16 protein-coding genes are annotated in these 20621 nt (G+C 61.3%); 8 read left to right on the top strand and 8 right to left on the bottom strand.

Features of this window, described 5'->3' with window-relative positions:
* Positions 1-83: 83 nt before the first annotated feature.
* Positions 84-890, top strand: coding sequence for a response regulator (locus IHQ71_RS03865; RefSeq protein ID WP_258160649.1), 807 nt, complete (start codon positions 84-86; stop codon positions 888-890).
* A 118-nt stretch (positions 891-1008) separates the two neighbouring features.
* Positions 1009-2070, top strand: a complete 1062-nt coding sequence (locus IHQ71_RS03870) for a sensor histidine kinase (protein WP_258160650.1) — start codon at positions 1009-1011, stop codon at positions 2068-2070.
* On the opposite strand, the gene IHQ71_RS03875 is transcribed toward IHQ71_RS03870, so the two are convergent.
* The 8 genes from IHQ71_RS03875 to IHQ71_RS03910 all read right to left on the bottom strand — a co-directional run bounded on the left by IHQ71_RS03875 (position 2015) and on the right by IHQ71_RS03910 (position 9986).
* Positions 2015-3082, bottom strand: coding sequence for a putative zinc-binding metallopeptidase (locus tag IHQ71_RS03875; protein WP_258160651.1), 1068 nt, complete (start codon positions 3080-3082; stop codon positions 2015-2017). The two genes, IHQ71_RS03870 and IHQ71_RS03875, sit on opposite strands and share 56 nt — an antisense overlap.
* A gap of 168 nt (positions 3083-3250) precedes the next feature.
* Positions 3251-4252, bottom strand: coding sequence for an ABC transporter ATP-binding protein (locus IHQ71_RS03880; RefSeq protein ID WP_258160652.1), 1002 nt, complete (start codon positions 4250-4252; stop codon positions 3251-3253).
* A gap of 22 nt (positions 4253-4274) precedes the next feature.
* Positions 4275-5333, bottom strand: a complete 1059-nt coding sequence (locus IHQ71_RS03885) for a Gfo/Idh/MocA family protein (protein ID WP_258160653.1) — start codon at positions 5331-5333, stop codon at positions 4275-4277.
* On the bottom strand, positions 5317-5793 hold the full coding sequence (locus tag IHQ71_RS03890) for a DUF4304 domain-containing protein (RefSeq protein WP_258160654.1): 477 nt from the start codon (positions 5791-5793) through the stop codon (positions 5317-5319). The genes IHQ71_RS03885 and IHQ71_RS03890 overlap by 17 nt, the downstream gene beginning before the upstream one ends.
* Complete coding sequence (locus IHQ71_RS03895) at positions 5790-6647, bottom strand: carbohydrate ABC transporter permease (RefSeq protein ID WP_258160655.1); 858 nt, start codon at positions 6645-6647, stop codon at positions 5790-5792. Before IHQ71_RS03895 ends, IHQ71_RS03890 begins: the two co-directional genes overlap by 4 nt.
* Before the next feature lie 10 nt (positions 6648-6657).
* Positions 6658-7608 (bottom strand): carbohydrate ABC transporter permease, encoded by a 951-nt coding sequence (locus IHQ71_RS03900; protein WP_258160656.1) that lies wholly within the window; start codon positions 7606-7608, stop codon positions 6658-6660.
* Positions 7609-7772: 164 nt separating this feature from the next.
* Positions 7773-9032 carry an ABC transporter substrate-binding protein gene (locus tag IHQ71_RS03905; protein WP_258160657.1) on the bottom strand — a complete coding sequence of 420 codons (1260 nt, stop codon included), beginning with the start codon at positions 9030-9032 and terminating at the stop codon, positions 7773-7775.
* 54 nt (positions 9033-9086) lie between these two features.
* Positions 9087-9986: an N-acetylmuramic acid 6-phosphate etherase gene (locus IHQ71_RS03910; RefSeq protein WP_258160658.1), complete on the bottom strand. Its 900-nt coding sequence runs from the start codon at positions 9984-9986 to the stop codon at positions 9087-9089.
* A gap of 207 nt (positions 9987-10193) precedes the next feature.
* Between IHQ71_RS03910 and IHQ71_RS03915 the strand changes: the two genes are divergently transcribed.
* The 6 genes from IHQ71_RS03915 to IHQ71_RS03940 all read left to right on the top strand — a co-directional run bounded on the left by IHQ71_RS03915 (position 10194) and on the right by IHQ71_RS03940 (position 20619).
* Positions 10194-11072, top strand: a complete 879-nt coding sequence (locus tag IHQ71_RS03915) for an N-acetylglucosamine kinase (RefSeq protein ID WP_258160659.1) — start codon at positions 10194-10196, stop codon at positions 11070-11072.
* On the top strand, positions 11069-11824 hold the full coding sequence (locus IHQ71_RS03920) for a GntR family transcriptional regulator (protein ID WP_258160660.1): 756 nt from the start codon (positions 11069-11071) through the stop codon (positions 11822-11824). Before IHQ71_RS03915 ends, IHQ71_RS03920 begins: the two co-directional genes overlap by 4 nt.
* A gap of 11 nt (positions 11825-11835) precedes the next feature.
* Positions 11836-12864 (top strand): SIS domain-containing protein, encoded by a 1029-nt coding sequence (locus tag IHQ71_RS03925; RefSeq protein ID WP_374989951.1) that lies wholly within the window; start codon positions 11836-11838, stop codon positions 12862-12864.
* Positions 12861-14006: an N-acetylglucosamine-6-phosphate deacetylase gene (nagA, locus tag IHQ71_RS03930; RefSeq protein WP_258160661.1), complete on the top strand. Its 1146-nt coding sequence runs from the start codon at positions 12861-12863 to the stop codon at positions 14004-14006. Before IHQ71_RS03925 ends, nagA begins: the two co-directional genes overlap by 4 nt.
* Positions 14007-14048: 42 nt before the next feature.
* A complete protein-coding gene (locus IHQ71_RS03935) occupies positions 14049-14954 on the top strand; it encodes a biopolymer transporter Tol (RefSeq protein WP_258160662.1) in 906 nt (301 codons plus the stop codon).
* A gap of 223 nt (positions 14955-15177) precedes the next feature.
* Complete coding sequence (locus IHQ71_RS03940; RefSeq protein WP_258160663.1) at positions 15178-20619, top strand: alpha-2-macroglobulin family protein; 5442 nt, start codon at positions 15178-15180, stop codon at positions 20617-20619.
* Positions 20620-20621 lie beyond the last annotated feature (2 nt).

The following is a 20621-nucleotide window of genomic DNA, read 5'->3' on the forward strand; positions in this document are numbered from 1 at the left end:
ACGAAGCTGGAACCTTAATCGGGTCCGCTCGTTAGTAAGCAGGTTAACTTTTACTGTACGTGTAAGCAGGGGAGAATTCATCAATGTCATTGACCGCACGGGTCGCAGCCCATCTTCCGTTCCTGCGGCGCTATTCACGCGCCGTGACTGGATCGCAAACATCGGGCGACGCTTATGTCGTTGCGACGCTGGAAGCGCTCATCGCCGATATTTCCATCTTTCCCGCAGCTTCGTCGGATCGCGCAGCGCTTTACAAGCTCCTGGTGACGATCCTCAAGTCATCGACGGTGGACGTGCCCGCTGTCTCCTCGCACTATGCCTGGGAGAAGAAGGCCATGGCCAATCTTTCGGCTGTGCCGACGATGGCGCGCCACGCCTTCCTGCTGGTCTCGGTGGAGGGCTTCACGCTCGCCGAAACGGCGGAGATTCTCTCGGTCACGCCAGAGGAAACCGCCGATCTGCTCGACGATGCCGCCAAGGAAATCTCGCGCCAGATCGCGACCGATATCCTGATCATCGAGGACGAGCCCCTGATCGCGCTCGATATCGAGCAGATCGTCAAGGATCTCGGCCATACCGTCACCGGGATCGCCCGCACCCACAAGGAGGCCGTCGAACTCTACAAGAAGACATCGCCGGGGATGATCCTCGCCGATATCCAGCTCGCCGACGGCAGTTCGGGCATCGACGCGATCAACGATATCCTCAAGATCGCCAGCATCCCCGTCATCTTCATCACGGCATTCCCCGAACGGTTGCTGACAGGCGAACGCGCGGAGCCGACATTCCTCGTGACCAAACCTTATAATCCGGACATGCTGAAAGCTCTGATCAGCCAGGCCCTGTTCTTCAATGAAAGCTCGACGGCAGGTGAAGCGCTCTCGGCATAGAAGTGTAGACATTTTGACGAGATCCATCAGCCACTGAACGGGCGGCGCGACCGACGGACATGTCGGTCGCCTCTTCATCTCTGGCTATTGCATAGGTCGCAGCGCTGCGAGGTGATGTGTGGTTCAAAGATTTCTGTGGCACGCCCAGGATCTGAAGGAAGACAGGCTCAATTCGTTCTTCATTTCCGCGCTCGTGGACATGCGGGCCAGCCTCATCCTGCAAGATGACGGCGGGAGCTATCTTTGCGTCACCAGCCTACCCGATTGCTGGACCGTCGATCGCAATTCCACGCCCGCCGATACCAGCATTTTTGGGCCCGAGATCGCGTCCCAGCTTGCCGAATCCCGGCAAAGGGCGCAACGCACCGGCAATACCGACCAGATCGAAATCCATCTCGCAGAGGACCGTGTCTTCGAGTTCCGGGTTTTGCCGGTGTTGCCGCGCATAGGCGATGGGCAGATGATCACGACGATCATCGACCGCACCGAGGATCGTCGCCGTGAAAAAGTATTGCAGCAGCTTCTGCGCGAGGTCAGTCATCGCTCGAAGAACCTGCTCGCGATCATCCAGAGCATCGCCACCCAGACATCGCAGCATGCCGATTCGATCGAGGCCTATGTCCAGAAGTTCCGGGGGCGCATCTTCTCGCTCTCCCGCTCGCAGGACCTGATCACGGATTCCGGCTGGCGCGGCGCCTATATAAGGGAACTGCTCGAACAGCAGGTCGGATCATACGTCAATGGCAAGATCGACCTTGTGCGCTTCGAGGGGGTCAACGCCCTGCTGGCGCCCAATGCCGCGATGCATCTGGGCTTGGCCTTCCATGAGTTGGTGATTAACACCATCACCCACGGCACCATCCTGAAAACCGCCGACACGATCCACGTCCAATGTTCAATGCGGACGAAAGATGGCGTGAAGTGGCTGCAGGTTGTCTGGGATGAACCGATCGCGCGGGATCGCTATTTCCTCGGGGATCGTTTAACCGCGCCGAAATCCCGCTTCGGCCGCGCCATTCTCGAGCGCGTCGTGCCGATCTCGGTCAACGGCACAGCCGCATATTCGATCACCGATACGGGGATCAAGTACACGCTCGATTTTCCCGTCGATATCGACGAGAGCCTCAGGGCCGTTCCCGCGAGTTCGCAATCAGCCGGAAAACGAAATCGATCTTCCTGACGATGGCATCGGTCAGCACGAACGGATAGAGATCGGGCTGGCCCAGGCTGCGATTGATGCTGTTGATGGCGACCGTGAGCGGTATCCAGGCGGCAATAATCTGGTCGATGCCAGTTGCCTCATAAGGATCGACATCGGTGGGGTGAATTCCACCGGCCGGCGTCTCGCCGGGATAGATGCCGTAGACGCGAGCCGTCTCCAGACCGTCCACCATGTGAAAACAATGCGCCCATGTCTCAGCGAAATCCTCCCACGGGTGGGATGATGCATAGGCGCTGATGAAGGTCTGCTGCCAGCCCACGGGCGCGCCATTGGCATAGTGGTTCCGCAGCGCCAGCTGATAATCGATATCCGGATCGCCGAACGCTTCGCTGAAAGCCCCGATGCCGCCCCGGTCCTTGACCAGCAGATCCCAGTAGAAATGACCGACCTCGTGACGAAAATGGCCGATCAGCGTACGGTAGGGCTCGCCCATCATCGTCCGCCGGCGCTCGCGCTCGGCGTCGTCGGCTTCGGCGATGTTGATTGCGATCAGGCCGTCGTTATGGCCGGTGAGAATGGGCTCGATCACGCCATTTCCGTCGGCCTGATCGGCGAGAAACTCGAAAGCGAGCCCACGCTCGGGATCGTCGGCACGGCGCGGCATCGGAAGTTGCCAGCGCGTGAGCGAATAAAACAGGTGCTTCTTGGCCTGCTCGATCTTGCGCCAGTTGTCGTGGTTTTCCGCAATCGAGAGGTCGGGAATGGTCAGGTTGAACCGGCAGGCCAGGCAGAAGGCGTCGTCCCGTTCTACCGGCACCAGCCAGTTGCAGGCGCCCTCCGCCGCGTTCTCGCAGAAAATGTAAGGGCGGCTCGGGTCGGCAAGTGCCGTCCAGTCGCCGTCGTCGGTCAATGCCAGCGCCGACATGTCGAACAGCCGGTGCAGATAGCCGATCCGGCTGTTGCAGGCGAGGCAGACATCGTTGTTGAAATGGATCGTATTACCGCAATTCTGGCATTTGAAAAGTTTCATGGATTTCCGTTCGGACGCTCGGGAGAAGTCGGACGGACACTGCGCGTTTGCTTGAAGATGTTCAAGGCTAGAAGTCCGCGCTTTCGAACGCGCGGAGCTGGCCGCGAGTTCCATCCATGCGCTGGATTTCACGGCTTTGGCGACTGGCGGTATCGCCTGACTTTGAAGTCAGGCGATCACCTTTCCCTCTGAGTCGAACCGATGCATCTTGGCGCGGTCCGGTGTCGCGTAGACCACTTCGTCGGCGGCATAGGGATGCTCTCCGAACAGCCGTGCCGTGATCAGTCCGACCTTCTCGGACTCGATGTAGACGATCGTGTCGGCGCCGAGATGCTCGACATGGACGATCTTGCCCTGCCAGTCGCCGCTCTCATGCGACAGCGTCATATGCTCCGGGCGGACGCCGATCGTGGCGGCGCCCGTTTCGTCTATGCGGCCGGCCTCGATGAAATTCATCTGCGGCGAGCCGATGAAGCCGGCGACGAAGAGATTGGCGGGCCTGTTGTAGAGTTCCATCGGCGAACCGATCTGCTCGATCCGACCGGCACTCAGCACCACGATCTTGTCGGCCAGCGTCATCGCCTCGACCTGGTCGTGGGTGACGTAGATCATCGTCGCCTTGAGGCGGCGATGCAGGCGGGCGATCTCCAGCCGGGTCTGGACGCGCAGTGCCGCGTCGAGATTGGACAGCGGCTCGTCGAACAGGAAAAGGGTTGGCTCGCGCACGATGGCACGGCCGATGGCGACGCGCTGACGCTGGCCGCCGGAGAGTTCGGCCGGGCGGCGTGCGAGATAGGGACCGAGCGACAGCAGGTTCGAGGCGTTCGCCACGCGTGCTTCGATCACATCCTTTGCTTCACCCGCCTGCTTGAGGCCGAGGGCCATATTGTCCTTGACGGTCAGGTGTGGATAGAGCGCGTAGGACTGGAACACCATGGCAATGCCGCGCTTGGCGGGCGGCACCGACGACACTTCCTTGCCGTCGATGATGATCGAACCCGACGTGATGTCCTCGAGGCCGGCGATCGCGCGCAGCAGCGTGGATTTTCCGCAGCCCGATGGGCCGACGAAAATCACGAACTCGCCGTCCTTGACCTCGAGATCGATGCCCTTGAGGACTTCGACCGGGCCAAAGGACTTGCTGACGGATTTGAGTGTAAGGTTACCCACTAGGGTTCTCCGGGTTATCAGTTTAGAGGTTGACCATCTGGCCGGTGCGGACGCTTTCGTCGGCGGCCAGGCAGATGCGGAGCGATTGCACCGCGTCGTTCATGTGGCGGGTGAGATCGATGTCCTCGCGGATCGCCTTCAGCACATAGGCCTGTTCCAGATCGCAGAGTTCATGATGGCCGGGTTCGCCCGCCATCTGCAGCATCTGGTCGGGTTCGGCAAAGCCGCTGCCGTCGGCATTGGTCCTGGCGCGGTGCAGCCGGATGGTCGAGGTCTTGGTGTGGGTATCGATATCGTCGGACTTGGCATTCGGGTCCATGACGATCGAGACGCAGCCGTTCGGGCTCATCACATCCTTCACGAAGAAGGCGGTCTCGGAGATCATCGGACCCCAGCCGGCCTCGTACCAGCCGATCGAACCGTCGTCGAACATCACCTGAAGATGGCCGTAATTGTACATGTCGGGCGCGATCTCGTTGGAAAGGCGCAGGCCCATGCCCCGCACCGAAACAGGCTTGGCATCGGTGATCTGGCACATCACATCGACATAGTGCACGCCGCAATCGACGATCGGCGGCGTCGTCTGCATCAGCGCCTTGTGCGTGCCCCAGGTCTTGCCGACGGATTGCTGGTTGAGGTTCATGCGGAAGACGAAGGGCCCGCCGAGCTCGCGGGCAAGCGAGATGAGCTTCACCCAGGACGGATGGTGGCGCAGGATGTAGCCGACCACCAGCTTGCGGCCATTGGCCCTGGCGCATGCGACGACGCGTTCGGCGTCGGCCACCGTCGTCGCCAGCGGCTTTTCGACGAAGACATCGGCGCCCGCTTCCATCGCCATGACTGCAAAATCGGCATGGCTGTCGGAATAGGTGTTGATCGAGCAGAGCTCGGGCTTCAATTCCTTCAACGCATCTTCGAACGAAGGCCGGATCGCATATTTCTCCATGCCATCGGGCAGCTCGACCTTCGAGCGATTGACGAGCCCGACAATCTCGAAGCCCGGATTGTTGTGATAGGCGAGCGCATGGCTCATGCCCATATTGCCGAGGCCGGCGACCAGGACTCTAATGGGAGTCGGCATTTTCAGTTTCCTTATGAGCAAATACAGCTTGCTTGACGGCGGCTCCGATGCGCTCGGCGAGTTCGAGCGACTTGGCTTCGTTGGCGCATTCCGCCAGATGGGCGAAGGCGTGTCGGAAGGTTTCTTCCCTGATGGCCCGGTGCCTCTCGGCATCGTTCATCGCAACCTCCAAATCCAGCGCTTTGCTAAGCGCAGATTTGCGTTCTCCCAGCACCAGTGAATCCGCCCGCCAGAGGATATGAAGACCGGAGAACTTGGGCCGCTTCGATGTTGCCAGCCGCGTAAACGTAACTCCAGCATTCAGGTAGTGTTGCGGCCCCCATGCCGACCTCTGAAGGTTCAGCACGCAAATGACCTCGGGATGCTCCTTGTAGAAGTAGACTTTACCGACTGGCTTGTAGCCGTTCGCGCGTGCTTCTTCGGTGACGGCATCGAGCACGATATCTCGGTCGGCAGTCATTTCACTGCTCCTGCCGTAATGCCGCGGATAAGCTGCCGCGAGAAAATGAGATAGAGGACGAGGACGGGCGCGATGGCGAGCGAGAGCGCCGACAGCACCGCGTTCCAATTGGTGACGAACTGGCCGATGAATATCTGCGAGCCGAGCGTGATCGTCTTGGTCGCTTCGGACGGCGCCAGGATCAGCGGGAACCATAGATCGTTCCAGATCGGGATCATCGAGAAGACGGCGACCGTCGCCATGGCGGGACGGATCAGCGGCAGTACCAGGCGTATGAAGATCTTATACTCCGAAAGCCCGTCGATACGCCCAGCGTTCTTCAGGTCGTCGGACACCGTCTTCATGAATTCCGAGAGAATGAAGATCGCGAGCGGCAGTCCTTGCGCCGTGTAGACCAGGATCAGCGCCGTCAGCGTATTGACCAGGCCAGAGGCGACCATGCCCTGCAGGATACCGATCGTGCCGAGCCGGATCGGGATCATGATGCCGAGGGCCATGTAGAGGCCGAGCAGCGTGTTGCCCCTGAAGCGATATTCCGAGAGCGCGAATGCCGCCATCGCACCGAACAGCAGCACCAGCGCGATCGAGACGATGGTGACGACAAGCGAATTCTGCATGTAATGCACGAAATCGCCCTGGCCGAGCACGGTCGTATAACCGATCAGGTCGAAGGTCGCGGGCTTGTCGCCGATACCAGGGAGCGGCGGCTGCATGGGATTGCGGAAGATCGCGTTGCGCGATTTGAAGGAGTTCATGATCGTCAGGATCACCGGAAACAGCGCGATCGCGGTGTAAGTGATCAGCACCGCGTGTGCCGCTGCCGATCTGCCGAGGGAGGAACGAGCCTTTGACATATCGCGATCCTCAGAACTGGTAGTGGCGCATGCGCCGCTGGATGGTGAAGAGATAGAAGCTGACGCCGGCGAGGATGATCAGGAACATCACCGCCGCGATCGTCGCACCCATCGAGCGGTCGCCGAGCTGCAGCTGGAAACCGAAGAAGGTGCGGTAGAGCAGCGTGCCCAGGATATCCGTCGATCCATCAGGCCCGGCCAGCGCCCCCTGTACGGTATATATCAGGTCGAAGGCGTTGAAATTGCCAACGAAGGTGAGGATCGAGATAATGCCGATGGCGGGCAGGATCAGCGGCAGCTTGATCTTCCAGAACTGGCTCCAGCCGGTGATGCCGTCCATCTCGGCCGCTTCCAGCACCTCGTCGGGAATATTGAGCAGCGCCGCATAGATCAGCATCATCGGGATGCCGACATATTGCCAGACCGAGATCAGCGATACCGTGATCAGCGCCGAACTCGGCTTGCCGAGCCACGGGCCGAAGATGAATTTCAGGTGTGCGAGGTCGAGCAGATAGGGCGTCACGCCCCAGATCGGCGATAGGATCAGCTTCCAGATGAAGCCGACAATGACGAAGGACAGCAGTGTCGGCAGGAAGATGGCCGTGCGGTAGAAGGTGGCAAACCTGAGCTTCGGCACCGAGAGCAGAGCCGCCAGCGCGATGCCGATCGGGTTCTGCACCACCATGTGGATGATGAAGAAGATGACGTTGTTCCGGAGCGCGTTCCAGAAATCCACCGACCACTTCTCATCACCAAACAGGGTGACGAAATTGCCGAGGCCGACGAAGACCCTCTGGCTGTCGACCACGTTGAACAACGACAGCCACAGCGTGCCAGCCAGCGGGATGATCATCACCGCCGAATAGATGAGGAATGCCGGGAGCATGAAGACGATGATGTGCCAGCGGAACGGGCGCCGCGCAGGTCTTTGCATGCTCTCCATGTCCTGGATCTCGGCCATCGCCTGGTCTTCCATATCTTGTGTTTTGAAATTGCCCGCTCAAGCGCGAGATTATGGCGCAAGCGCGCATGCTTGTCATGGCGATCCGTCTTCTGACGGCGCCTTACATACTTGCAAAAGTGGCGGCGCATGCGGGATGCGCCGCCACCATCATGTGAGCGAGATTACTTCGCCGGCTTGTACCAGCTGTCGAGGCCCTTCTGGAGCTTCTCGGCGGCAACGGCCGGCGTATCGGTGCCGTTGATCACGTTTGCCGATTCAACCCAGGTTTCGTTTTCCAGGTTCGGCGTGCCGCGCGACAGGATCTGGTAGGTCGAGCGGATCGTCGACTTGCACTTTTCGCGCCAGGACACGAATTCCTGCGCCAGCGGATCCTGCATCTTCACCGGGGTCTTGTTCAGGCTGAAGAAGCCCGGCAGCGAATTCGCATACAGATCGGCGAATTCCGGCGACGAGATCCATGTGAGCAGCTTCTTGGCTTCTTCCGGATGCGCGCTCTTGGCGTTCATGCCGACGGCAATGTCGGTATGGTCGGAGATGAAGCAAGGATCGCCATCCTTCGGCACCGGCGGCAGGAAAGCGCCCATCTTGAACTGCGCCTGGGTGTTGAAGCCACCGATTTCCCACGAGCCGGCGGGATAGATCGCCGCGCGGCCGAGCGTGAAGAGGTTCTGGCTGTCGGGATAAGTCTGGGCTTCGAAACCGTCGCCGAGATAGGGCTTCCACTTGGCAAGCACTTCATAGGGCTTGACCCAGCCCGGATCGGTCAGCTTCTGGTCGCCCTTGATCAGCGCGAGACGGCCTTCTTCTCCGCCCCAATAGTTCGGACCGATATTCTGGTAGGCCATGGTCGCGGCTTCCCAGAGATCCTTGGTGCCCATCGCCATCGGGATGTAATTGCCATCGGCCTTGATCGCGTCGAGGACCTTGAAGAATTCCTCTTCGGTCTTCGGCGGCTCCAGGCCGAGCGCCGCGAAGGCATCCTTGTTGTATATGAAGCCGTGGATCACCGAGGCCATCGGCACGCAGAAGGTGGCCGCGCCGTCGTCCGTCGACCAGGCCGACTTGGCAACCGGCTCGAAATTCTCCATGCCGGGGTTGGCCGAGATATCGGCGAGGTAGCCCTTCTTGTAGAGATCGAGCGAGGCGTCGAACGGGCGGCAGGTGATCAGGTCGCCGGCGGAGCCGCTTTCGAGCTTGGCGTTGAGCGCCGCATTGTATTCGGTCGGAGCCGACGGAGAGAACACAACCTTGATGCCGGGGTTCTTGGCTTCGAAGGCCGGGATCAGCTTGTCCTTCCAGATCGAAAGGTCGTCGTTACGCCAGCTCTCGATGGTCAGCGTCACGTCTTCCGCATGCGCCACGCCCGAGAGCCCAGCGAGAGCGGTCGCTACAAGAAGCGCCTGTTTGAATGCACGGGTCATCTTTTCATTCTCCCAATTTTAGCAATCGCCCACTGTGGCCGATGCTGGTTCCTGTCACGATCCTGCCTTTGCCTTCTTGAGGGCGCTGCGCAGATTCTGGTTACAGCTTTCGAGCAGCTTGCCGGCGGATTGGGCGCCATCCGCGCCCGCGGCCAGCAGGACCGCAATCTTCACCGAGCCATCCGCTTCCTCGAGCAGATGACCGGCCTTTTCGATATCCGTGCCCGCGATGACCGAAACGATGCGACGTGCGCGATCGCGGAGCTTGTCGTTGTCGGCACGCAGGTTGACCATGAAGCCGTCATGCACATGGCCGAGATGCACGGCAGTCAGCGTCGAGATCATGTTGAGCGTGATCTTCTGGGCCGTGCCAGCGCCCATGCGGGTCGAACCAGCCACCGCTTCCGGAGGAGTCTGAAGGAGGATGGCGACATCCGCGCCGTTGAGCAGTGGCGTATCCGCATTGTTGGCGATGCCGATCACCGACGCACCGTGCGCCTTGGCGACGGCGGCCGCACGAACCGTGTAGGGCGTCGAGCCGCTGGCGGAAACGCCGATCAGGCAATCCCTGGCCGACACATTCGCGTTGGTCACATCTTCTTCGGCGAGAACCTCGTCGTCCTCATAGCCGCCCGCGAGCAGTTCGAGACTATCGGCTCCACCGGCGAGAAGAATAAGGGCCTGTTCCGGCGCGATGCCGAACGTTCCCGGCAGTTCGAGGCCATCGGAGAGCGCCATCAGGCCGGAGCTGCCGGCACCCGCATAGATAAGGCGTCCGCCGGAAGCGATTTTCGACGCCGCCAGCCGGGCGGCATTCTCGATAGAGGGGAGGGCGTTGCGGACGCTTTCCACGGCTGAAAGCTGGCCGTCGAGGAGCACGGAAAGGATTTCCGACGGCGGCAGGCCGTCCAGTCCTTCTGCTTGTCTGTGGCGTGCTTCCGTGGTGGCGGCCATTGTTCTCCCCTTGTCCTAACGCGATAATGCCAAAAAAATACCACTTGTCCAGAGAAATTTACAATTATGTCATTTAGGTGTTCGCGGTAAATTAGAGAAATCAGAAAAATGTAACAAATTCATCATGATAAAAAATATCCAGCGTTTGGCGAAAATCGCCCTTGGTTAATGGTATTTTTTTGGTATTATGTTTTCGAGGAGCAGATCATGCCTGATTATCTCATTGGAATCGACGGAGGCGGCACCAGCTGCCGGGCGGCTGTGGCAACAGCCGATGGTATCGTCATGGGTTCCGCCAGGAGTGGTCCAGCCAACATTCTCACCGATCTCGATGGTGCGCTCGAAAACATCATCAAAGCAGCAAAATCGGCCTTTGCCAATGCCGGGCTCGATCCGGAAAGTATTTATGGTTCACGCGCGCTGCTCGGCCTCGCGGGCTCGAATGTCAGCGACGTCGCCGACAGGTTGATGGCGAAGCTTCCCTTCAAGCATTCGGAGATCGTCTCCGATGGTCTGATCGCACTGCAGGGCGCGTTCGGCGATGCGGATGGCGCCATCGCGATCATCGGCACCGGCACCATCTATCTTAGCCGCAAGGCAGGTCGGGTCCGCTATTTCGGCGGCTGGGGCTTCATCGTTGCCGACCAGGGCAGCGGCGCCCGGCTCGGCCATTCCCTGTTGCAGGAATGCCTGCTGGTCAGCGATGGCATCCGCCAGGGTTCGGCGCTGACATCCGATGTGCTGTCGGAATTCGGCAATGACGCTTCGAAACTCGTGGCCTTCGCGCGTTATGCGGCGCCATCGGATTTCGGCCGCTATTCGCCGAAGATATTCGAGGCCGCCAATTCCAATGATCCAGTCGGTCTCAAGCTGCTTCGCTCCGGTGCCGCCGCGATCGACGAGGTCCTCGATGTCGTGGTCCGTGAAGGCGGCGACAGGATCTGCCTGCTCGGCGGCCTGTCTCCCTTCTATCCGCCATGGCTGGCGGAGGCGCACCGGGCGCGGCTCGTGGAGGCGCGAACCGATGCTCTGAGCGGTGCTGTGTCGCTCGCAGTATCCCGCCTCAGTGCAAAGGTGGGCGCATGACCAGCGTCTCCGCGTTTCTCTCACCAGACGACCTGCAATTCGCCGGCACCGGCCCGCTCTATATGAAGCTGCAGCAGGCGCTCGAAGTCGCGATCAAATCCGGACGTCTGAAGAGCGGCGAGGCGCTGCCGCCGGAGCGCGATCTTGCCGAATATGCCAATATCAGCCGCGTGACTGTCCGCAAGGCCGTGGACGAGCTGGTGCGCGAGGGCTTTCTCGTCAGGCGCCATGGCTCGGGCACTTTCGTCGCCAAGCCGATGGCCAAGGTCGAGCAGCCGCTGTCGCGCCTGACATCCTTCACCGAGGACATGTCGCGGCGCGGGCTATCGACACGTGCGGAATGGCTGGAGCGCGGCCTGTTCACGCCGTCACCGGATGAGATGGTGATGCTTGGCCTGCCGGCAGGTGGACTTGTGGCTCGGCTGGGACGCCTGCGCATCGCTGACGACAATCCGCTCGCCATCGAACGCGCCAGCATCTCGGCCGAGTTCCTGCCCGATCCGGAAAGCGTCGGCGACTCGCTCTACGCGGCGCTTGAAAAGCGCGACGTGCGGCCGGTGCGCGCCATCCAGCGCCTTTCCGCCTGCAATATCAAGGAGCAGGATGCCGCCCTGCTCGACGTGGTGCCGGGCTCGGCCGGGCTCGCCATCCAGCGTATTTCCTACCTGCCTTCGGGCAAGGTGGTGGAACTCACCCGCTCGCTCTATCGCGGCGATGCCTATGATTTCGTGGCCGAACTCACCATCGGCTGACAGAGAGTGAAATGATGACCGAAACCCACATGCGGCGCGAGATCAACGAGATTCCGGAGGCCTGCGCGCGCCTGCTCGATAAATCCGGTGCCGCGCTGAAGGGCGCCGGTGCCGCACTGGCAGCCAAGGATCCGGCCTTCCTCTGCACCATCGCCCGTGGTTCGTCCGACCACGCGTCGCTGTTCATCAAATATGCGATCGAACTGACGACCGGTCGCGCCGTCGCCTCGCTGGGGCCGTCGCTGGCCTCGATCTATGATGTGAAGCTCTCGCTCGGCCAGGCAGCGGTGTTTTCAGTATCGCAGTCGGGCCAGAGCCCGGACATCATTTCGCTGGTGAAATCCGCCGGTGACGCGGGTGGCCTGACGGTCGCCCTGACCAACACGCCGGGCTCGCCGCTCTGGGACCATTCGGATGTGAAGATCGATATCGCAGCCGGTCCGGAACTCGCGGTCGCCGCGACCAAGTCCTATGTCAATTCGGCGGTCGCGGGTCTCGCGATCCTCGCCGAATGGACCGGTAATCAGGACTTGAAGCAGGCCGTCAACGCGCTGCCCGAGCATTTTGCCAAGGCGCTGGCACTCGACTGGCAGGCCCTGTTTCCGGCGCTGGAAAAGAACGAGTCGCTCTATGTGCTCGGCCGTGGCCCGGCGCTGGCGATCGCCTCGGAAGCCGCCCTCAAATTCAAGGAAACCGCCGACTATCATGCGGAAGCCTATTCCTCGGCCGAAGTCCTTCATGGACCTGTCGCATTGGTCGATCGCACCTTCCCGGTCCTGGCATTCGCTGCCCGTGACGCGGCGGAAGCAAGCGTCTCCGGCATCGCCGAGGATCTCGCCGGCCGTGGCGCGCCCACCTTCCTGACCTCGGATCGCGCGGCCAAATCGACACGTCTGCCCTTCGTCGCCACCGGCCATCCGATCACCGATGCGCTTTGCCTGATCGTGCCGTTCTACGGTTTCGTCGAGGCGCTGTCGCGGCGCAGGGGTTATGATCCCGACAAGCCGGCGGCACTCAACAAGGTGACCAAGACGCAATGAGCATCAAGGCGATCACGGGCGGACGCATTTTCGACGGCGATGTCTGGCACGACGGCAAGAGCCTGATTGTCGATGGCGGCAAGATCGCGGCCGTGACCAGCGAGATTCCGGCCAGCGCCGAGCGCGTAGATGCGGATGGTGCGCTCATCATTCCCGGCTTCATCGACCTGCAGGTCAATGGCGGCGGCGGGGCGATGTTCAACGACCAGCCGACGCCTGACGGCATTAAGCGTATCATCCGCGCGCATGCGAAATTCGGCACGACGAAACTTCTGCCGACGCTGATCACCGATAACAGGGAGATCACGGCGGAAGCACGGAAAGCAGGCAGGGAAGCGGCGGCGCGCAATATGCCCGGTTTCCTTGGCATACATCTCGAAGGCCCGCACCTCTCGGTGTCCCGCAAGGGTGCCCACGATCCGAAACTCATCCGGCCGATGGAGACCGCTGATCTCGATGCGTTGCGGGCGTACCGCAAGGAAGCGGGACTGCTGCTGACGACGCTTGCGCCCGAAAGCGTCTCGCTCGATCAGGTCCGCGCGCTCGCTGCCACGGGCGTGACGGTCAGCCTCGGCCACACCGACACGACCTGCGCCAACGCGCTCGATTATTTCGCCGCCGGCGCGCGGATGGTGACGCATCTCTTCAACGCCATGAGCCCGCTCTCCCACCGCGAACCGGGTCTGGTTGGCGCGGCGCTGCATTCGCAGTCGGCCTTCGCCGGCATGATCGCCGATGGTTTCCATATCGATCCGGTGTCCATGGGCGTGGCGCTACGGGCCAAATCAGGGCCGGGCAAGATCTTCATCGTCACCGATGCCATGTCGACAATAGGCACCGACGAGACGGGGCTGATGCTCAACGGCCGCCAGGTGTTCCGCGAGGGCGGTCGGCTGACGCTGGCCGATGGCACGCTGGCGGGCGCCGATATCGACATGCTGAGTTCGGTGCTCTTCGTCCATCGCGCGCTCGGCTATCCGCTGGAGGAAGCCATCCGCATGGCCTCGCTCTATCCCGCCGAGGCGATGGGCCTGGCCGATACCCATGGCAGTCTGCGACCGGGCCGCGTGGCCGACTTTATTCTGCTCGAACCGTCGCTTTCGATCCGTTCGGTCTTTATCGACGGCGAGGAACTGGGGTAGTCTTTCGCGGGAGGACAGCAGGTCTTCCCCGAGGAGGACACCATGACGCCAAAACCGGACTTTGCTCGCCACGGCCGCGAACTGGCACCGAACCAGACCTCGCAGCTTGTCGTGATCGATATCGAGAGCGGCGGGCAGACTATCGTCTTTACGGCCGACGAGATCATCGAGGCGCCGAACTGGACGCCGGATGGTCAAACCCTGATCTTCAATACCGGTGGCGAGATCTGGCGGATCGATACAGAGGGAAAGACTGCGCCTCAACGCATCGACACAGGACGCCTGCACGACCTCAACAACGATCACGTCCTGTCACCCGATGGCCGGACGCTCTATCTGAGCTCCAACGACGGCCATCTCTATTCTGTCCCGGTCACGGGCGGCGAGCCGGTACGCGTCTCCAATCAGCATGACACGCCCTTCCACTATTACCTCCACGGCATTTCGCGGGATGGCGAGACGCTCGCCTATGTGGCGGTGGAAGGCGCCGGCGAGGGCCGGCGCATCAACATCTTCACCATCCCGTCCAAGGGTGGACCGGACACGCGCCTGACCGATCTCGCAAAGCCGCATGACGGGCCGGAATATTCGCCGGATGGAGAATGGATTTATTTCGGCTCCGAGCGCGCCTCCGAATTGCCTGGCCATTCGCAACTATTCCGCATGCGGCCGGATGGCTCCGGCGTCGAGCAACTGACCTTCGACGATCGCGTCAACTGGTTTCCGCATCCCTCGCCGGATGGCAGGCAGATCGTCTATCTCAGCTATCCCCCCGGCACGCTTGGCCACCCGCCGGACAAGGCCGTTATCCTCCGATTGATGACGCCGGAGGGCCTGAATATCCGCGATGTCGCGGCTTTCAACGGCGGCCAGGGGACCATCAACGTCAACAGCTGGGCGCCGGATTCCCGCCGGTTCGCTTATGTCGCCTATCCCTTTGGAAGCTGACGCAAAAATTGTCATCGAGCGCGAATAAAATAGCCGCAATCGACGTCAGACTATTCACGGGGAGTTTCCGCGAACGGCCGAAGAATGCCGTCGTCTCTCCGGCTCGCTTTATCATGGGGTGCTGGATGGATTTGGCTGTCTGCATTGGGGCAGGCGGTTGACTCGTCCAACTGAAGACTAAAGACTGTTTTTAAGATTTCGCCGTCATTGGGAGCTGACCGCCATGCGCGTCTTTATCCGTTTCACTCTCTTGCTCGCTGCACTTCTCTTCTCGATATCTACGTCGTTTGCCGCCGAAAGCGCGCGAACGGTCGTGACGGTCAAGGATGCCGATTATTTCGGCTTCGACCTCCGTTCCGAGCAGGAAGTGACGCTCGAACAGTGCCAGAATATCTGCATCGGCGACAAAGCCTGCAAAGCCTTCACCTACAACACGAAGGCGCAGTGGTGCTTCCTGAAATCCGATTTCAACAAGATGAACCCGTTCCCGGGCGCCGTCGCGGGCAAAATCGTCACCGAGGTGGCCGAGCCCGATATCGGCGCCGCCCCGCCGCTCGATTTCATCAACGAATACACTTTGGGTGAAGCCGAGCGCTTCAAGGATAAGCTCGTGACCCCTGACGGCTATCAGGGCGTCGGGCTCGAAAGCGCAATCACAATGGCGCGCCAGGCTGTGAATTCAGGCGCGATCGACCAAGCGATGATCGCCTTCAAGGCCGCCTTGACGCTCGACCCTGAAAATGCCGACTTCTGGGCGGAAATGGCCAATGTCTCGACCCGCATCAACAACAATTACGAGATCAACTCCCAGGGCCTGAGCGCCTCCATCAACGCCTACAACCTGACGCACACCAAGACCTCGCGCGCCAAGGCATTGGCGATCCTGGCGAAATCGCTCGAAAACAATTCGAGCTATCGCGCCGGCCTCAACGCCTACAAGGCCAGCCTGAAGCTGGTCGATGACGGCACGGTCCGCGTCGCCTATGAAGACCTGCGCTTCCGCCAGGGCTTCCGCGTCACCGGTAATACGATCGACAATGACAGCGCCAATCCGCGCGCCTGCATCCAGTTCTCGGAAGATCTGGTCAAGGAGGGCGTGGATTATTCCTCCTTCGTGACGCTCGATGGCGTGGCACCCAAGGCGCTCGACGCCAAGGGATCGCAGATTTGCGTCGAAGGCCTGCAGCATGGTCAGCGTTACAAGATCGCCGTCCGCGAGGGCCTTCCCTCGTCGGTCGAGGAATCGCTGCTGGCACAGGTCGATATCGACGCATACGTCAAGGATCGCAGCCCGAGCGTCCGTTTCACCGGCGACAGCTTCGTGCTGCCGAGCACCGCCCGTCACGGCATTCCGCTCGTCTCGATCAATTCCGACAGCGCCGACCTGAAACTCTACCGGATCGGCGACCGCAACATCACCTCGCTGCTGCAGAATTCGCAGTTCCTCAGCCAGATGGACGGCTACAACGCTACGCGCATCGAAGAACAGCAGGGCGAACTCGTCTGGAAGGGCTCGATCGACATCAAGCCCGAGCTGAACAAGGAAATCATCACCAGCTTCCCGGTCGATGAAGCACTGCCCGAGCGCAAGCCGGGCGTCTATGTGCTGACCGCCATCTCCAAGCAGTCCAATGCCAGCGATTGGGAAGCCAAAGCCACCCAGTGGTTCGTGGTCTCCGATCTCGGCATCTCGACATATGCCGGCACCGATGGCCTCAACGTCTTCGTCCGCTCGCTGTCGACCGCCAAGCCGGCCGCCAATATCAAGCTGACGCTGCTCGCCAAGAACAATGAAATCCTCGGCACTGCGAACACCGATGCCGACGGCCGTGTGATGCTTTCGGCGGGCCTGATACGCGGCACTGCCGCCATGACGCCTGCATTCCTGACCGCGACCGATGGCGCCAAGGACTATGTGTTCCTCGACCTGACGCGCGCGGGCTTCGATCTCTCCGATCGCGGCGTCACCGGCCGTCCGGCTCCGGGCGCGATCGATGTGCTGTCCTGGACCGAACGCGGCATCTACCGCGTCGGCGAAACCGTGCATGTCGCCGCCCTGGCGCGTGACATCTCGGGCCAGGCGATCGAAAAGCTGCCGCTCACCTTCGTCTTCCTGCGTCCCGATGGCGTCGAGGATCGCCGCATCGTATCCAGTGGTGGGCAGCTCGGTGGCTATTCCGTCGATCTCGCGCTGCAGGACAGTTCCATGCGCGGCTCGTGGGTGATGCAGGTCTTCACCGATCCCAAGGAGCCGGCGATCAGCACGGTCAGCTTCCTGGTCGATGATTTCGTGCCCGATCGCACGGAATTCACCATGACGGCTGCCGACGAGGCGATCACCGCCGGCCAGCCAGAGGCGATTTCCGTCGATGGCCGCTATCTCTATGGGGCGCCGGCTGCCGGCCTTGAGCTCGAAGGCGATGTGGCCATCAAGCCGACCCGCACCCGCAACGAGTTCCCGGGCTACATGTTCGGTCTCGCCGACGAGGAATCGTCCGATGGTACGACGGTGGCGCTCGAGAACCTCGAAGCCCTGGATGACGAAGGCAGGACGAGCTTCGAAGTGATGCTGCCCGACCTGCCATCGACGACGCAGTTCCTCAACGCCAATATCACCGTGCGCATGAGCGAGCCCGGCGGCCGGGCCGTCGAGCGTTACATGACGCTGCCGGTCAATTCCGGCAACGAGATGATCGGCATCAAGCCCGAATTCCAGGGTGACCTCGCCGAGAATTCGATCGGCAATTTCCATGTCATCGGCCTTGATGCCACTGGCAAGAAGACGCCGATGACCGGTCTCAAGTGGAAGCTCCTCCGCATCGAGCGCCAGTATCAGTGGTACCGCGATGGTGGCACCTGGCGTTATGAGCCGATCTCCTCCAGCCAGCAGATGCAAACCGGCACGCTCGACCTGACGGCGGACGGCGGCAAGATCTCGGTGCCCGCAACCTGGGGCCGCTACCGCCTGGAAATCGAATCGGCAGCCACTGACGGTCCGACGTCCAGCCTGGAATTCGATGCCGGCTGGTATGTCGAAGCAACCTCGACCGAAACGCCGGATGGCCTTGAAATCGCGCTCGACAAGGAAAACTACAAGGTTGGCGACATCGCCAAGCTCAAGATCTCGCCGCGCTTTGCCGGCGAGGCGCTGATCAATGTCGGCACTGAAAGCGTGCTGATCTCCAAGAACGCCACCATCGCCAAGGAAGGCGGCGAGATCGAGATCCCGGTCACCGCCGATCTCGGTTCCGGTGCCTATATCACCGCGACGCTCTTCCGTCCGGGCGATTCCCAGGACAGCCGCATGCCGATGCGTTCCATCGGCATCAAGTGGCTGGACGTGGATCCGGGCGAAAACAAGCTCGCGATCACGCTCAATGCTCCGGAACAGACCCTGCCGCGCCAGCCGCTCGAAATCGCGGTCGACGTCAAGGGTGCCGGCGCCAATGAGGAAGCCTACATCACGCTTGCCGCGGTCGACGTCGGCATTCTCAACCTGACGAGCTATGCGCCGCCGGATCCGGACGGCTGGTATTTCGGCCAGCGCATGCTGGGTCTCGAAATCCGCGACCTCTATGGCCGCCTGATCGATGGATCGCTTGGGCTTACCGGCCGGCTTCGCACCGGTGGTGATGGCAACGGCGCGCTGGATGCCAGCCCGCCGACCGAAAAGCTCGTGGCCTTCTTCGCGGGCCCCGTGAAGCTCGATGCGCAGGGCAAGGCGGTCGTCAAGTTCGACATCCCGCAGTTCAACGGCACGGCCCGTCTGATGGCGGTTGCCTGGACCAAGACCGGCGTCGGCCACGCCGTCAAGGACGTGGTGATCCGCGATCCGATCGTCGTGACTGCCAGCTTGCCACGGTTCCTGGCGCCGGGAGACGAAGCACAGTTCCGTCTCGATATTGCCAATACTGATCTTCCATCGGGCGATTACAAGCTCAGCCTGATCTCCAACCCCTCGGTCTCGATCATCCCCGATGTGACGGCCAAGACGATCAAGCTCGAAGCCAAGGGCAAGTCGGACTTCACCATCCCGATCAAGGGCGGCCTGGCGGGTGACGGTGTCATCACGGTCAAGGTCGAAGGACCGAACGGGTTCTCGATCGAGCAGGCGCTCAACGTCAATGTTCGTCCTTCGACATTGCCGCTCACCGAACGCCGGCTGGTGCGGATCGATCCGGGCCGCAGCCTGTCGCTGGACAGCCAGTTGCTCGCCGACAGCATCATGCAGGGTGCCTCGGTCAGTCTGAACCTGACGCGCTCGCCCGCCTTCGACGTGCCGGCGCTACTGATGACGCTCGACCGCTACCCCTATGGCTGCGCCGAGCAGACGACGAGCCGCGCGATGCCGCTGCTCTATCTCTCTGAACTCTCCAAGTCCTCCGGCATTGCCGAGGATGCAGCGACGAAGAAGCGGGTGCAGGAGGCGATCTACCGCGTCCTTTCCTACCAGTCGTCCTCGGGTAGCTTCGGCCTGTGGTCGCCCGGCTCCGGCGACATGTGGCTCGATGCCTATGTCACCGACTTCCTGACCCGTGCCCGCGAACAGAAGTTCGAGGTTCCGGAACAGGCTCTGGTGCAGGCGCTCGACAATCTCGAAAACCAGCTCGGCTATGACAATAACGTCTCCGTGCGCGGCAACGAGATGGCCTATGCGCTCTATGTGCTGGCCCGCAATCGCCGCGCGGCGATCAGCGACCTGCGCTACTATGCCGACACGATGCTGAAGGACTTCCCGACCGAACTCGCCCGTGGCCATATCGCCGCGTCCCTGGCGCTCTATGGTGACCGTGAACGTTCTGAACGGATCTTCGCAAGCGTTGCCAACATGTCGAGCATGCTGGTCAATGTCAGCCTGGCACGCTCCGACTATGGTTCCGCGCTGCGCGACGATGCGGCGATCCTGGCGCTGGCGGCCGAAAGCCGTCCGCAGAGCGCGGTCGTGCCGGAACTCGCCAAGCTCGTGGCCCGCGATTGGGAACGCACGACGTGGCTCTCCACCCAGGAACAGACCTGGATGGTGCTTGCCGCCCGCGCGATCAAGGATGGCGACCAGGATATCCGAGTCTCGGTCAATGGAACGCTCAAGCAGGGCGGTTTCCAGAGCCGGATGTCGGGTGAGCAACTGCTCGCAAACCCGCTTGAAGTGGTCAACACGGCCAATGAACCGGTAACCGCGGTGATCACCTCGGTCGCTTCGCCCAAGACTCCGCTGACCGCTGGTGGCGACGGCTTCGAAATCTCGCGCGCCTATTACACGCTCGATGGTGAAGAGGCCAATGTCAGCGAAGCCACGCAGAACGAACGCTATGTCGTGGTTCTCACGGTCAAGCCGAAGAACGACCTCCAGACCCGGATGATGGTCACCGACCTTCTGCCGGCTGGTTTCCAGATCGACAATCCGGGCCTGGTCAACAGCGCCAGCCTCGGCACGTTCGACTGGCTGCCCGAGACGGAAGCCGCTCACCTCGAGTTCCGTTATGACCGGTTCCTGGCGGCCATCGACCGCTATCCCGGCGACCGGAGCGATGTGACGCTGGCCTATGTCGTCCGTGCGGTCACACCCGGCACCTACGACCATCCAGCCGCAAGCGTCGAGGACATGTATCGTCCTCAGCTCTACGCCCGCAGCGCAGCCGGCAAGATGAAGGTGGTGGCGCCGTAAGG

The sequence above is a fragment of the Rhizobium sp. TH2 genome (genome assembly GCF_024707525.1).
GTDB lineage: Bacteria > Pseudomonadota > Alphaproteobacteria > Rhizobiales > Rhizobiaceae > Rhizobium_E.

Bases quoted from the DNA above. Each gene is read 5' to 3' on its own strand.
- IHQ71_RS03865 (WP_258160649.1), top strand. From the start codon at position 84: ATGTCATTGACCGCACGGGTCGCAGCCCATCTTCCGTTCCTGCGGCGC.
- IHQ71_RS03875 (WP_258160651.1), bottom strand. From the start codon at position 3,082: ATGAAACTTTTCAAATGCCAGAATTGCGGTAATACGATCCATTTCAAC.
- IHQ71_RS03885 (WP_258160653.1), bottom strand. From the start codon at position 5,333: ATGCCGACTCCCATTAGAGTCCTGGTCGCCGGCCTCGGCAATATGGGC.
- IHQ71_RS03890 (WP_258160654.1), bottom strand. From the start codon at position 5,793: ATGACTGCCGACCGAGATATCGTGCTCGATGCCGTCACCGAAGAAGCA.
- IHQ71_RS03895 (WP_258160655.1), bottom strand. From the start codon at position 6,647: ATGTCAAAGGCTCGTTCCTCCCTCGGCAGATCGGCAGCGGCACACGCG.
- IHQ71_RS03900 (WP_258160656.1), bottom strand. From the start codon at position 7,608: ATGGCCGAGATCCAGGACATGGAGAGCATGCAAAGACCTGCGCGGCGC.
- IHQ71_RS03905 (WP_258160657.1), bottom strand. From the start codon at position 9,032: ATGACCCGTGCATTCAAACAGGCGCTTCTTGTAGCGACCGCTCTCGCT.
- IHQ71_RS03910 (WP_258160658.1), bottom strand. From the start codon at position 9,986: ATGGCCGCCACCACGGAAGCACGCCACAGACAAGCAGAAGGACTGGAC.
- IHQ71_RS03915 (WP_258160659.1), top strand. From the start codon at position 10,194: ATGCCTGATTATCTCATTGGAATCGACGGAGGCGGCACCAGCTGCCGG.
- IHQ71_RS03920 (WP_258160660.1), top strand. From the start codon at position 11,069: ATGACCAGCGTCTCCGCGTTTCTCTCACCAGACGACCTGCAATTCGCC.
- IHQ71_RS03925 (WP_374989951.1), top strand. From the start codon at position 11,836: ATGATGACCGAAACCCACATGCGGCGCGAGATCAACGAGATTCCGGAG.
- nagA (WP_258160661.1), top strand. From the start codon at position 12,861: ATGAGCATCAAGGCGATCACGGGCGGACGCATTTTCGACGGCGATGTC.
- IHQ71_RS03935 (WP_258160662.1), top strand. From the start codon at position 14,049: ATGACGCCAAAACCGGACTTTGCTCGCCACGGCCGCGAACTGGCACCG.
- IHQ71_RS03940 (WP_258160663.1), top strand. From the start codon at position 15,178: ATGCGCGTCTTTATCCGTTTCACTCTCTTGCTCGCTGCACTTCTCTTC.